Genomic DNA, 12,538 nt, shown 5'->3' with positions numbered 1-12,538 from the left:
GATGGGAGGGGGTGGGGACGATCGGGCGGGGGCGGGGGTCAGACTCCGCCGGCCCCCGGCACCGGAAACGCCCCGGTCGCGCGCCGCGTGATCTCGCCGTACACCTCGGGATCGGTCGTGTACTCGCCGAGCCGCACGCTCTTGCGGCTCCCGTGGTAGTCGCTGGACCCGGTCACCAGCAGCCCGAGGTCCTTGGCGAGCCCACGCAGCCGTACGCGCGTCTCGTCGTCGTGGTCCATGTGGTCGACCTCGATGCCGTCGAGCCCGGCGGCGGCCATCTCGGCGATAACGGCCTCGGGCACGGTGTGCCCGCGCTTGCTGGCGCCGGGGTGCGCGAACACGGTCACGCCCCCCGCACCCTTCACCAGTCGGATCGCCTCGAACGGATCGGTCTCGTGCTTGGCCACATGGGCCCGCCCACCGTCGGCCAGCCACTCCACGGTGAAAGCGTCGTTCACCGTCGGCACGACACCCGACTCGACCAGCGCGGTGGCGACATGAGGCCGCCCGACGGACCCCTCCCCGGCGATCCGGGCCACCTGCTCCCAGGTCACCGGCACACCCAGCTCCTGCAAGCGCGCGACCATGGCCCGGGCCCGGGGCACCCGGTCGTCGCGCACCAGCTCCCGCTCGGCGAGCAGCGCCGGCTCCTCGGGATCGAACAGGTAGGCCAGCATGTGCAGGGAGATCCCGTCGACACGACAGGACATCTCGGCGCCGGTGACCAGCGTGAGCCCCGAGGGCAACGCGTCGATCGCCTCGCCGTACCCACGACTCGTGTCGTGATCGGTCAGCGCGACGACGTCCAGCCCGGCAGCGGCGGCGTTCCGCACCAGCTCGGCGGGCGAGTCCGTCCCGTCGGAGGCCGTGGAGTGGGTGTGCAGGTCAATACGCACGCGCGGACTCCAGACGACAACGACACAACAGGGGACCGCTCAAGGGTAACGGCAACCCCGGAGCCCTCATGAACACCGCGTAGGGCAGCCGCCCCAGGACGGCGCGACCAGCCCCGCCGAGCCCGCACCAGGCACCCCCTGGGCGCTACGGCTCCAGCAACCGGGGCGACAACGCCCCGCACGGCACGAGATCGACCTCCGCGCCCGCGTCCCGCAGATCCGTCAGCACCAGCTCGTCGTACATCAACAACCCCGACTGCTCGGGCCACACGACCGCCCACAGCCACAGCCCCAATGCCTCACCGGCGAAGACGGCCCGATCGTCCGGCGCCGTGGCGACATGCCACAACGGCGTGGGCCGCCCCGCGGCCAGCAACTTCGCCTGGGCGGGCTTCTCGACGTTCATGTACGGCCCGGGATCCGGCCCGTCGATCCCCGCGTACCGAGCGCCGAGCCCGACCCCCAGCTCCTCGGCGACAAGGATCAGCTCCCCGATCCCGCCGAGCGGCCCGGGGCCGGTGCACGCGACGGCCGTCGCCCGCCCCCCGCTGCGGTCGTCCCCCGCGCACGCCACCCCCGTGAACAGCCATCCGACCGGCAGCGGCCACGGCATCCACACGGGCACCTGCGTGCGGTGCACGACCACGCTGAGGGCCTCGACGCTGGGCGGGATCACGGGCTGCACCGGATGCACGGTGCCGTGGACATCGCACTGCCAGGAATCGGAGAAGAGTCCGGGAGCCCTGACCCGGCCACCACACTTCGGGCAACTGGGTTCGCCCCTCATAGGGCCCCACGGTCCTACCCTCGCCCGCGCACGTCAAGGACGATCACCCGTCCGGCCCGGACCCGTACGGAGCGAAACTAGATGCAGCTTGCATTCATTACCTTGCCTAACTTACTATGTGCATATACCAACTACTTGGGAGGATGCATGGACGGCGTGGACGGCACAGACGACATGGACGACCCCTTCGACAAGGGAGCCGACACCGGCACGGGCAGCCTCCTGCGGCAGCCCAAGGCGGTCTGGGCCACCGCCGGCGCCTCGGTCGTCGCCTTCATGGGCATCGGACTCGTCGACCCGATCCTGCCGTCGATCGCCAAGGGCCTGGACGCCACGGCCGGCCAGGTCTCCCTGCTCTTCACCTCGTACTTCCTGATCACCGCCATCGCGATGCTGGTGACCGGCTTCGTCTCCAGCCGGATCGGCGGCAAGAAGACCCTGCTGCTCGGCCTCGCCCTCGTCGTGGTCTTCGCGGGTCTCGCCGGCACCTCGGGATCGGTCGGCGAACTCGTCGGCTTCCGGGCCGGCTGGGGCCTCGGCAACGCGCTGTTCGTGTCCACGGCCCTCGCCGTCATCGTCGGCGCGGCGGCCGGCGGCAGCGCCGCGGCGATCCTGCTCTACGAGTCCGCCCTGGGCCTCGGCATGGCCTGCGGCCCGCTGCTCGGCGCCCTGCTGGGCAACCAGAGCTGGCGCTACCCCTTCTTCGGCACCGCGTTCCTGATGGCGATCGGCTTCCTGTGCATCACGGTCTTCCTCAAGGAACAGCCGAAGCCGGCCCGGAAGACCTCGCTGCTCGACCCGCTCAAGGCCCTCGGCCACGGTGGACTGGCGTCCGCCGCGATCTCGTCCTTCTTCTACAACTACACGTTCTTCACCGTGCTGGCCTTCACCCCGTTCGTGCTGAACATGACCCCGTACAAGTCCGGTGCCGTGTTCTTCGCCTGGGGCGTGCTGCTCGCCGTCTTCTCGGTCTTCGTCGCCCCGCGCCTCCAGGCCCGGTTCGGCTCGCTGAAGGTGCTCGGCGGTTCGCTGGTGCTCCTCGCCGCCGACGTCCTGATCCTCGGCTACGGCAGCCACACCACCGCCGTCGTCTGCACGATCCTGTCGGGCGCCTTCATCGGCGTGAACAACACCGTCTACACCGAACTGGCCCTGGGTGTCTCGGACGCACCGCGCCCGGTGGCGAGCGCGGGCTACAACTTCGTCCGCTGGTTCGCCGCCGCGGCGGCGCCGTTCTTCGCGCCGAAGATCGAGGGGTGGAGCAACATCCACATCCCGTTCGTGGTCGCGGCGGTCACCGCGGCGCTGGGCGCGCTGGTGGTGCTCGTACGACGGAACGCGCTCACGCACGAAGCCGAGGAGCTGGAGCCGAGGCACGCGGTGGAGGACAGTGTGGCGGTGTTCGCCAACTAGCCGATTACCGGCCGACGTTGGTGAGCTTGCTCACTCGGGTCTCAGTCGAGCGGGACGGATTTCCGGGACGGATCCCGGAGGTCCGTCCCGTTCGTCAGCCAGCGCTCCTGGAGTGCCTGCGCGCCGTGGACGCGTTTCCAGGCGGCCTCGTTCGGGGTCATGGGGAGCAGCGGCAGGAAGCGGACCGGGTCGAGGGGCTCGTCGAGTTCCAGATCCTCGACCAGGCCGCCCGGCTCGGCGACCAGCACCGAGGTGAACGGGGCGCCGGGCCACAGCGGTTCGCCCACGTCGAGCGAGGCGCCGGGGGCCACGATCACGCCCTCGACCTGCGGGGACGCGGCCAGCACGGCGAGCGGGCGGAGCACCTTGTCGGTGTCGGCGAGGCCGCCGCGCACAGAGAGGACCAGCTCGGCGCGGGGGCCCGCGACCGGGTCGGCGAGCATCGCCGTGGGGTCGCTCATCGGCTGCGCGGACATGCCGAGCGTGGCGTAGCGGACGACGGTCCCGTCCTGGTTGTCGTCCTGGAACCGCAGGACCTCGACGCGGTCCGTGCCCAGAAAAGTGACCGCGGCGCGGGCGTCCGGATCGCCCAGCGCGGTGCGCAACCGTGCCTCGACCAGAGCAAGAACATCAACCATGCGGCGAGCATAGAACTCGTCAGTACCGGGCAAAGCAGCGCCTTGACACTTCGGCCTGCTGATAGTCTGGGCCGGTCGTTCGGGCAGCACGCAGAAGCGTCGCGATCACGTCCCGACGCCGTTGAGACTCCCCCACGGGGGACCGGCCGGAGGAGGTGGGGCTGCAATGGACCGAAGTCGGCCTGGCAGTACCACCCGCTCTTCCGGCCGCTGATGTCGTCGCTCTGGCTCTTGTCCTAGCCTCCGACCGGCTGTCGCCTCTCGCACTTCTTCACTGTCGCGGAAGAGCACTTCGTTTCTTTTTCCTGATCTGCCTGATCTGTCCGGTGTTTCCGATCCGACCGATCCGTCTGTTCCGAAGTCAGTGCCTGTATCAGTAGCGAAACTCGCCACCGCGACGGTGCGGTGCTCCCCGCTTTGTGGACGTGCCAAACATCCCCACACAGGACGTCCCCATTCCGGGCAGTTCCAACCGTCGTAGGCGCCTTTCGTTGCTCTTCGCGAAGGAGCCCGCCATGTCGATGATCCGCGACCTGCGTGCCGTGGTCCGCCCGTCCCGTCCCTCCCTGCGCAAGGACGGCGGCGCGTACGACACCACCCGGGACCCCGGCACCCCCTCGGCCGTCGTCGACTGCGCCGTCTACCGCGACGGCGCCCGCGTCGACGCCGGCAAGCCGCTGACCCCGCACGAGGCGATGCGGCTGGTGCGCCGCGACGGCGGCTTCGTGTGGATCGGCCTGCACGAGCCGACCGAGGCCGAATTCAGCGGTATCGCCGGGGAGTTCGGGCTCCACCCGCTGGCCGTCGAGGACGCCGTACAGGCCCATCAGCGGCCCAAGCTGGAGCGCTACGACGACTCGCTGTTCACCGTCTTCAAGACCATCCACTACGTCGAGCACGACCAACTCACCGCGAACAGCGAAGTGGTCGAGACCGGCGAGGTCATGTGCTTCACCGGGCGGGACTTCTTCATCACCGTGCGGCACGGCGGCCAGGGCTCGCTGCGGGCGCTGCGGCACCGCCTCCAGGACGACCCCGAGCTGCTCGCCCGCGGTCCCTCGGCGGTGCTGCACGCGATCGCCGACCATGTCGTCGACGGCTATGTCGCGGTCGCGGACGCGGTGCAGGACGACATCGACGAGGTCGAGACCGAGGTGTTCACACCGGGCCGCAAGGGCGGGGTCTCGCGCGGTGTCGACTCGGCGCGGATCTACCAACTCAAGCGCGAGGTACTGGAGTTCAAGCGCGCGGTGTCGCCGCTGCTGCGTCCCATGCAGCTGCTGAGCGAGCGGCCCATGCGGCTGATCGACCCCGACATCCAGAAGTACTTCCGCGATGTCGCCGACCACCTCGCCCGCGTCCACGAGCAGGTCGTCGGCTTCGACGAGCTGCTCAACTCGATCCTCCAGGCCAACCTCGCGCAGGCGTCCGTCGCGCAGAACGAGGACATGCGGAAGATCACCGCATGGGCCGCGATCATCGCCGTACCGACGATGGTGACCGGTGTGTACGGCATGAACTTCGAGCACATGCCCGAACTGCACGCGAAGTACGGGTATCCGTCGGTGCTCGCCTTCACGGTGACGGTCTGTCTGGCGATCCACCGCACGCTGAAGCGCAACGGCTGGCTGTGAGCGGCCTGGATAGGCTGGGCGCCATGACTAGCGCTGAGCTGCTCGACCAGGCCCTCGTCGAGGAGGCCACGAAGAAGTCCGGCCTCGTCTGGGTGGCCGGCCCGGGCGTCCCGGCCCGCGCGCTGTGGCACGTCTGGCACGAGGGCGCGGCCTGTCTGATCGGCGACGGTCCCGGCGAGCAGCCGCTGCCGGGGCTGGTCGACGGCGGCCCCGCCGAGGTCACGGTCCGCAGCAAGGACAAGGGCGGCCGACTGGTCGTATGGACGGCGAAGGTCGTGGAACTGGCCCCGGACTCCGAGGCCTGGACGGCGGCCGTCGCCGAGCTGAAGGGCAAGCGTCTCAACGCCCCCGACGGCGAGGCGATGCCCGCCCGCTGGGCCCGCGAGTGCCGGGTGCTGCGCCTGGAACCGACGGGAGCGACGGCCGACCTGCCGGAGGGTTCGCTGGCACGGCCTCCGCTCCCGACACCGGCGACGACCCGTCGGGCGATGCCCGCCGGGCTGCCGCGCCTGCTGCTCAAGAAGAAACGCAAGCAGCGGTAAGTACCGCTAGGAAGACGGCAGTTGCTTGCCGTAGTCGACGGTGTCGTCGTCCGCGGGCTGGGTCACCGTGAAGCTCTTGCCCCAGTCCGAGAAGGTCAGGGTGCCCGCGCCGCCCGCACGGACCAGCCGGAGGGGATACGGCTTGCCCTCCAGCGAGACGTCGAGGGTGCCGCCGGATCCGTCGTCACCGGTGATGCGGATCGTCCGGACACCGTTCTGCGCGTGGTGTCCGTCCGTCGCGAGTGAACCGTGCAGGGTCAGCAGACTGGAGAGGAGGACGTCCTTGTCCGTGAAACCACTGAACTTCTTGTACGAGGGGTCGCCCTGCGGCACCTTCACGTACTTGCCGTGCAGCGCGCCGCCGGCGCCGGAGTCCCCGTTGCTGTTCCAGAAGTCCGCGTCGGCCTTCAGATACAGCTCCTCGCCGATCCGCAGCAGCCCGAAGGTCGACCCCTTCGAGGTGACCGACCCGCTGCCGCCGTCGGACTTCAGCCGCATGTCGAGCGTGTACGTCAGCCCGCTGGTGACGACGGTCCCGGAGAGCCGTACGGCGTCGGCGGCGTCCGCGGCCGTCACCGACGTCGACTGGATCTTGTCGGCGGCCAGCTTGCCGACCCCGTTCGTCCCCGCGTCCGGGTCACCGTCGCCGCACCCCGCGAGGGCCAGCACACAGACCGCGCCGAGCAGCGCGGCACGACGGTTTCGGGCCTGGGGGAACGCAGTCACAGGTGGGGTGCCTTCCGTGCGGGGGGCGATGGCGTACGGCAGCGTACCGGGGCCGCCGGGCACCGGCGGAGCCAGTCCGTCCGGACCGCCCACCAGCGCGGATCACATCCGGACGGGCTAGCCTGAAGCCCGTCCGAGCAGGCAATTCGGCACATCCCGGCACCAGAGAATCCCTCGGCACATCAGCAAAGAAAGAAGGAGGTGCGGCCATGGCAGCGGGCGCTCCCCGGGTCTTCGTCTCGCACCTCGCCGGTGTGGCCGTCTTCGACCCGAACGGCGACCAGGTGGGCCGCGTCCGCGACCTCGTCGCGATGCTGCGCGTCGGCCAGCGGCCCCCCAGGCTGCTCGGCCTGGTCGTCGAACTCTCCACCCGGCGCCGCATCTTCCTCCCGATGACCCGGGTGACCGGCATCGAGTCCGGCCAGGTCATCACCACCGGCGTGCTGAACGTCCGCCGCTTCGAGCAACGGCCCACCGAGCGGCTGGTGTTCGGCGAACTGCTGGACCGGCGCGTGACCCTCACGGAGACGGATGAGGAGGTCTCCGTCCTCGATCTGTCGGTGCAGCATCTGCCGGCCCGCCGGGACTGGGAGATCGACCGGGTCTTCGTACGGAAGGGCAGGGCCGGCGGAGCCTTCAGAAGGGCCAAGGGCGAGACGCTGACCGTGGACTGGTCCGCCGTCACCGGTTTCTCCCTGGAGGAGCAGGGACAGGGCGCGGAGAGCCTCCTGGCCACCTTCGAGCAGCTGCGCCCCGCCGACCTCGCCAACGTCCTGCACCATCTCTCCCCCAAGCGCCGGGCCGAGGTCGCCGCCGCCCTCGACGACGACCGCCTCGCCGACGTCCTCGAGGAGCTCCCGGAGGACGACCAGATCGAGATCCTCGGCAAGCTGAAGGAGGAGCGCGCGGCGGACGTCCTGGAGGCGATGGACCCGGACGACGCGGCCGACCTGCTCGGCGAGTTGCCGGAGGAGGACCAGGAGCGGCTGCTGAACCTGATGGAGCCCTCCGAGGCGGCCGACGTCCGCCGCCTGATGTCGTACGAGGAGCACACCGCCGGCGGCCTGATGACGACCGAACCGATCGTCCTACGGCCGGACGCGACCGTCGCCGACGCGCTGGCCCGCGTGCGCAGCGCCGACCTATCCCCAGCCCTCGCCGCCCAGGTCTACGTGTGCCGCCCGCCCGACGACACCCCGACCGGCAAGTACCTCGGCACGGTCCACTTCCAACGGCTGCTGCGCGACCCGCCGTACACCCTGGTCAGCGCGATCATCGACGACGATCTGCAACCGCTCGACCCGGACGCGACGCTCCAGCTCATCGCCGGGTTCTTCGCGACGTACGACATGGTCGCGGCGCCCGTGGTCGACGAGACCGGGTCGCTGCTGGGCGCGGTGACGGTGGACGACGTCCTGGACCACATGCTGCCGCAGGACTGGCGGGAGACGGAGTTCCATCTGGACGAGGGCGAGAACGAGCCCGACGCAGAGACAGAGGAGGTTGCGGCTCATGACTCCTGAGCGCGAGACCACGCGCGAGCGGACACCGGCGGGCGCGACCGCCACCACCCGCTCGCGGACCCGGCTCGACCAGCCGCGCCCGCCCCGGCGCCGGCTGCTGCCCGAGTACGACCCGGAGGCCTTCGGGCGGCTGTCGGAGCGGATCGCCCGCTTCCTCGGCACCGGGCGGTTCATCGTCTGGATGACGATCGTCATCGTCGCCTGGGTGCTGTGGAACATCTTCGCCCCGAGCGATGTCCGCTTCGACAACTACCCGTTCATCTTCCTGACGTTGATGCTGTCGTTGCAGGCCTCGTACGCGGCCCCGCTGATCCTGCTCGCGCAGAACCGGCAGGACGACCGCGACAAGGTCAACCTCGAACAGGACCGCAAGCAGAACGAGCGGTCGATCGCCGACACCGAGTACCTCACCCGCGAGATCGCCGCCCTGCGCATCGGCCTGGGCGAGGTGGCGACCCGGGACTGGATCCGCTCCGAACTCCAGGACCTGGTGAAAGAGCTGGAGGAGCGCGAGAACGGTCACCGCAAACACGTCGTATTCCCGGCAGAACGGTCGCGTGGACGTGACGTAGACGACCGGTGACCGACTTACCTGCGGCCGCGCGCGGCGCCGTACCATCGACCCTATGGCTACGGAAGACGCGGTGCGTGAAGCGCTGTCGACGGTGAACGACCCCGAGATCCACCGACCCATCACCGAACTGGGGATGGTCAAGTCCGTGGAGATCGGTGCGGACGGAGCGGTCGCGGTCGCCGTGTACCTGACGGTCTCCGGCTGCCCCATGCGCGAGACGATCACGCAGCGCGTGACGGAGGCGGTCCTGGGTGTCGAGGGTGTCACCGGTGTCGACGTGACCCTCGACGTGATGAGCGACGAGCAGCGCAAGGAACTCGCGACCGCCCTGCGCGGTGGCAAGGCCGAGCGCGAGGTCCCCTTCGCACAGCCCGGCTCCCTCACCCGCGTGTACGCGGTCGCCTCCGGCAAGGGCGGCGTCGGCAAGTCCTCGGTGACGGTGAACCTCGCGGCCGCGATGGCCGCCGACGGCCTCAAGGTCGGTGTCGTCGACGCCGACATCTACGGCCACTCCGTGCCCCGCATGCTGGGCGCCGACGGCCGTCCCACCCAGGTCGAGAACATGATCATGCCGCCGTCGGCGCACGGCGTGAAGGTCATCTCCATCGGCATGTTCACGCCGGGCAACGCCCCGGTGGTGTGGCGCGGCCCGATGCTGCACCGCGCGCTCCAGCAGTTCCTGGCGGACGTGTACTGGGGCGACCTGGACGTGCTGCTGCTGGACCTCCCGCCGGGCACGGGCGACATCGCGATCTCCGTCGCCCAGCTCGTCCCGAACGCCGAGATCCTGGTCGTGACGACCCCTCAGCAGGCGGCGGCCGAGGTCGCCGAGCGCGCGGGCTCCATCGCCGTGCAGACCCACCAGAAGATCGTCGGTGTCGTCGAGAACATGGCGGGCCTGCCGTGCCCGCACTGCGGCGAGATGGTCGACGTCTTCGGCACGGGCGGCGGCCAGTCGGTGGCCGACGGCCTGACCCGCACGACGGGTGCGTCGGTCCCCGTCCTCGGCTCCATCCCGATCGACGTCCGCCTCCGCGAGGGCGGCGACGAGGGCAAACCGGTCGTCCTCACTGACCCCGACTCCCCGGCGGGCGCGGCCCTGCGCGCGATCGCGGGCAAGCTCGGAGGACGTCAGCGGGGTCTTTCGGGCATGTCGCTGGGGATCACCCCGAGGAACAAGTTCTAGGGATCTTCTTACGACGATGGGGGGCGCCGTCCGGCCGGACGGCGCCCCCCATCGTCGTGGACCCCTACTGGGCGTAGGTGGCGATGTCCTTGATCATGGCGAAGCCGAGCCCGTACGCGCTCATGCCCCTGCCGTACGCCCCCACGTGCACGCCCGCCTGCGTCGACCCGGCGAGGACCCAGCCGAACTCGGACTCGCGGTAGTGGAACGGCGTCGGTACTCCGTCCACCGGCAGGGACAGCGTCGACCAGTCGTCGCCGGCGAGGTCGTCGGCCAGCACCCACGCCGTCTCCGTCTGCTGCTCCAGCCAGTCGTCGCGCAGGGTGTGGTCCATCTGGCCGGGCCAGGTGAAGGACAGCAGTCCGACACCGGCGAGCCAGGCCGCCGAGGACACCGAGGTGGCCTCCAGGAGGCCCGTGCCGTCGGCCGTGCGTCGTGCGGGGTTGCCCGCGACGGTGACGACCACCGCGAACTTCTCCTTGTCCTCCGTGCCTTCGTTGCGTACGGAGGGCTCGTCGCCGTGCCCGATCGAACCGTGCTCGACCGCTCCGTCCGCCGCCATACCCACCTGCATCAGCCAGCGCGGTCCCGTGAAGGCCTCGTCGAGGCCGTACCACGGGAAGGGCGCCAGCAGGTAGCCGTCGACCGTGCGGCGGGCGGAGGGGACCTGTTGTCCACCCTCCGCGGCCGGCGCCTGCGCGCCTACCCGACTCGTCGTCTCCATGCTCCGGACGCCTCCTCGTTCTCGTCGGACCGGGCGGCCCGCCCCCCTTCGGGCGACTCACCCGGTCCGCACAACAACTCGGCAGCATAGCCACCTCGTGCGAGGCAGCCCGGAAAGCGCCCGGCGCGCGAGGCGCGAAGAGGCCGTGTTCAGGCCGTACGAGGGCATGACGGAGGTAGTTGGAGATATGAGACGCGTCACGTGAGAGGCCGCTCGGGGAGGTTCCCGCGAGGCACCCGGGAGGGTCAGGTGGCGTCCGCGTCGAAGGGCGGGCGCTCGTCCTTCTCCGGGTCCTCGGGCTTCTTGGTCATGTCGAGACGACCACCGGACGACGCGGAGGAGGAAGAGGACGACGAGGGGGTGTCGGCGCTCTGCACCGCCTCCGTGACCTCGGCCATCTCCTTCTTCAGGTCGAAGCCGTTGCGGATCTCCTTGAGCCCCAGTTCGTCGTTGTCCAACTGCTTGCGCAGGAACGTCTTGGGGTTGAGGTCCTCGAACTCGAAGTCCTTGAACTCCGGGCCCAGCTCCTCGCGGATGTCCGCCTTGGCGCTCTCCGAGAACTCTCGGATCTTCCGGATCGTCCGCATGACGTCCTGGATGACCTTCGGGAGCTTGTCCGGACCGAAGACGAGCACGGCGAGGACGATGATCGTCACCAGCTCTAGCGGTCCTATGTCATTGAACACCTGAAGCTCCTAGCGATGTCCTCGGTCCTCGGCCCTCGGTGGTCAGTGCGGTCTTCCGTGGTCCGGGCCGGGTCCACGGTACCCGTCGATCCCACCGGACCGGTACTGTCCCGGGGGCTACGAGTGGGTGTACAGGGACGGTTTTCCGGGTTGTTTGCCTAGTGGGACGGTGCGCGGGGCTCTCACCTGTGACGTTTCTGTCAATCCACGGCTCGTCCACTGCTCACCCCCGGCTCATTCGCCCGTAGAGGAGCCGAGGACGAGCGACACGGTCAGGTCCTTGCCGTTCCGCCGCAGCGTCAGGCGCAGGTGGTCGCCGGGGCGGTGGGCGCGGGTCCTGACGATCAGTTCGTCGCCGGAGTGCACGCGCTCGCCGTCCACCTCGGTGATGACGTCGCCCGCCTTGAGGCCGGCCCGGGCACCGGGTCCGCCCGCGGTCACGGCGGGGCCGTCGCCGCTGCCCTTCGTGGCGACGCGGGCTCCGTCTCCGCTGTAGTCCAGGTCGAGGGTGACGCCGATGACCGGGTGGGTCGCCCTGCCGGTGTTGATCAGTTCCTCGGCGACCCGCTTGGCCTGGTTGACCGGAATGGCGAACCCGAGCCCGATGGACCCGGCCTGTCCGTCGTCCACCCCGGACCCGTCGTCGGCGGACCGGATCGCCGAGTTGACCCCGACCAGCCGACCCTGCGCGTCGAGCAACGGTCCGCCGGAGTTGCCGGGGTTGATGGGCGCGTCGGTCTGGAGGGCGTCGACGTACGACACGTCGCTGCCGTCCGAGGCCTCACCACCGGCCGTGATGGGCCGCTCCTTGGCGCTGATGATCCCGGAGGTCACGGTGTTGTCGAGGTCGAAGGGCGCGCCGATCGCCACGACGGGGTCACCCACCCGCACGTTGTCGGAGTTCCCGAGCGGCATCGGCTTGAGCCCGCGCACCCCGGTCACCCGCACGACAGCGAGGTCGTACCCGGTGTCGTGCCCGACGACCTTGGCCCTGACGGTCTGCCCTCCACTGAAACTGACGGATATCGAACCGTCACCGCCGGCGGGCTGCACCACATGGTTGTTGGTGAGGATGTGCCCCCGGGTGTCCAGCACGATCCCGGTACCGGTCCCCGACTCCTCGTCGCCGGTCACATGCAACGTCACCACACTGGGCAGCGCCCGAGCGGCGATCCCGGCAGTGTCGCCGGGATCGCCGCTCGGGCGCTG

The 12,538-nt window shown here is 70.0% G+C and carries 13 protein-coding genes; 6 read left to right on the top strand and 7 right to left on the bottom strand.

The window, feature by feature from the left end; genetic code table 11:
• Positions 1-38 precede the first annotated feature (38 nt).
• Both JHN63_RS47100 and JHN63_RS47095 read right to left on the bottom strand, forming a co-directional pair.
• Positions 39-896, bottom strand: coding sequence for a PHP domain-containing protein (locus JHN63_RS47100; RefSeq protein WP_200691284.1), 858 nt, complete (start codon positions 894-896; stop codon positions 39-41).
• 145 nt (positions 897-1,041) lie between these two features.
• Positions 1,042-1,683 carry a DUF6758 family protein gene (locus JHN63_RS47095; protein ID WP_200691283.1) on the bottom strand — a complete coding sequence of 214 codons (642 nt, stop codon included), beginning with the start codon at positions 1,681-1,683 and terminating at the stop codon, positions 1,042-1,044.
• 174 nt (positions 1,684-1,857) lie between these two features.
• On the opposite strand from JHN63_RS47095, the gene JHN63_RS47090 reads away from it, so the two are divergent.
• Complete coding sequence (locus tag JHN63_RS47090; protein ID WP_200691286.1) at positions 1,858-3,096, top strand: MFS transporter; 1,239 nt, start codon at positions 1,858-1,860, stop codon at positions 3,094-3,096.
• A 41-nt stretch (positions 3,097-3,137) separates the two neighbouring features.
• Here JHN63_RS47090 and JHN63_RS47085 read toward each other — a convergent pair whose 3' ends face one another.
• Complete coding sequence (locus tag JHN63_RS47085; RefSeq protein WP_200691282.1) at positions 3,138-3,734, bottom strand: suppressor of fused domain protein; 597 nt, start codon at positions 3,732-3,734, stop codon at positions 3,138-3,140.
• 515 nt (positions 3,735-4,249) lie between these two features.
• On the opposite strand from JHN63_RS47085, the gene JHN63_RS47080 reads away from it, so the two are divergent.
• On the top strand, positions 4,250-5,368 hold the full coding sequence (locus tag JHN63_RS47080) for a magnesium and cobalt transport protein CorA (protein WP_200691281.1): 1,119 nt from the start codon (positions 4,250-4,252) through the stop codon (positions 5,366-5,368).
• Positions 5,369-5,391: 23 nt separating this feature from the next.
• On the top strand, positions 5,392-5,910 hold the full coding sequence (locus JHN63_RS47075; protein WP_200691280.1) for a hypothetical protein: 519 nt from the start codon (positions 5,392-5,394) through the stop codon (positions 5,908-5,910).
• Positions 5,911-5,916: 6 nt separating this feature from the next.
• Here the strand turns inward: JHN63_RS47075 and JHN63_RS47070 are convergent, their stop codons facing one another.
• Positions 5,917-6,636, bottom strand: a complete 720-nt coding sequence (locus JHN63_RS47070; RefSeq protein WP_200691279.1) for a hypothetical protein — start codon at positions 6,634-6,636, stop codon at positions 5,917-5,919.
• 209 nt (positions 6,637-6,845) lie between these two features.
• Between JHN63_RS47070 and JHN63_RS47065 the strand changes: the two genes are divergently transcribed.
• From JHN63_RS47065 to JHN63_RS47055, 3 genes are read left to right on the top strand one after another with little or no spacing between them, the layout of a single operon-like run.
• On the top strand, positions 6,846-8,159 hold the full coding sequence (locus JHN63_RS47065) for a magnesium transporter MgtE N-terminal domain-containing protein (RefSeq protein WP_200691278.1): 1,314 nt from the start codon (positions 6,846-6,848) through the stop codon (positions 8,157-8,159).
• Entirely contained in the window at positions 8,149-8,742 is a 594-nt protein-coding gene (locus JHN63_RS47060) for a DUF1003 domain-containing protein (RefSeq protein WP_200691277.1), read from the top strand. Before JHN63_RS47065 ends, JHN63_RS47060 begins: the two co-directional genes overlap by 11 nt.
• Before the next feature lie 43 nt (positions 8,743-8,785).
• Entirely contained in the window at positions 8,786-9,919 is a 1,134-nt protein-coding gene (locus JHN63_RS47055; RefSeq protein ID WP_200691276.1) for an Mrp/NBP35 family ATP-binding protein, read from the top strand.
• Between the two features lie 64 nt (positions 9,920-9,983).
• Here the strand turns inward: JHN63_RS47055 and JHN63_RS47050 are convergent, their stop codons facing one another.
• The 3 genes from JHN63_RS47050 to JHN63_RS47040 all read right to left on the bottom strand — a co-directional run.
• Positions 9,984-10,643: a hypothetical protein gene (locus JHN63_RS47050; protein WP_200691275.1), complete on the bottom strand. Its 660-nt coding sequence runs from the start codon at positions 10,641-10,643 to the stop codon at positions 9,984-9,986.
• A 245-nt stretch (positions 10,644-10,888) separates the two neighbouring features.
• Positions 10,889-11,329 (bottom strand): sec-independent translocase, encoded by a 441-nt coding sequence (locus tag JHN63_RS47045; protein WP_200691274.1) that lies wholly within the window; start codon positions 11,327-11,329, stop codon positions 10,889-10,891.
• Between the two features lie 234 nt (positions 11,330-11,563).
• Positions 11,564-12,538 (bottom strand): S1C family serine protease (locus JHN63_RS47040; protein ID WP_234478760.1); only part of this gene is annotated, 975 nt, incomplete at its 5' end.

The sequence above is a fragment of the Streptomyces sp. MBT65 genome, assembly GCF_016612545.1.
Lineage (GTDB): Bacteria > Actinomycetota > Actinomycetes > Streptomycetales > Streptomycetaceae > Streptomyces.
The sequence above is the reverse complement of the archived record's forward strand: the minus strand, read 5'-3'. Positions and strand labels throughout refer to the sequence as shown.

Excerpts from the sequence above, each read along its gene's own strand:
- JHN63_RS47055 (WP_200691276.1), top strand. The coding sequence starts at position 8,786 with ATGGCTACGGAAGACGCGGTGCGTGAAGCGCTGTCGACGGTGAACGAC.
- JHN63_RS47090 (WP_200691286.1), top strand. The coding sequence starts at position 1,858 with ATGGACGACCCCTTCGACAAGGGAGCCGACACCGGCACGGGCAGCCTC.
- JHN63_RS47065 (WP_200691278.1), top strand. The coding sequence starts at position 6,846 with ATGGCAGCGGGCGCTCCCCGGGTCTTCGTCTCGCACCTCGCCGGTGTG.
- JHN63_RS47085 (WP_200691282.1), bottom strand. The coding sequence starts at position 3,734 with ATGGTTGATGTTCTTGCTCTGGTCGAGGCACGGTTGCGCACCGCGCTG.
- JHN63_RS47095 (WP_200691283.1), bottom strand. The coding sequence starts at position 1,683 with ATGAGGGGCGAACCCAGTTGCCCGAAGTGTGGTGGCCGGGTCAGGGCT.
- JHN63_RS47050 (WP_200691275.1), bottom strand. The coding sequence starts at position 10,643 with ATGGAGACGACGAGTCGGGTAGGCGCGCAGGCGCCGGCCGCGGAGGGT.
- JHN63_RS47080 (WP_200691281.1), top strand. The coding sequence starts at position 4,250 with ATGTCGATGATCCGCGACCTGCGTGCCGTGGTCCGCCCGTCCCGTCCC.
- JHN63_RS47075 (WP_200691280.1), top strand. The coding sequence starts at position 5,392 with ATGACTAGCGCTGAGCTGCTCGACCAGGCCCTCGTCGAGGAGGCCACG.
- JHN63_RS47060 (WP_200691277.1), top strand. The coding sequence starts at position 8,149 with ATGACTCCTGAGCGCGAGACCACGCGCGAGCGGACACCGGCGGGCGCG.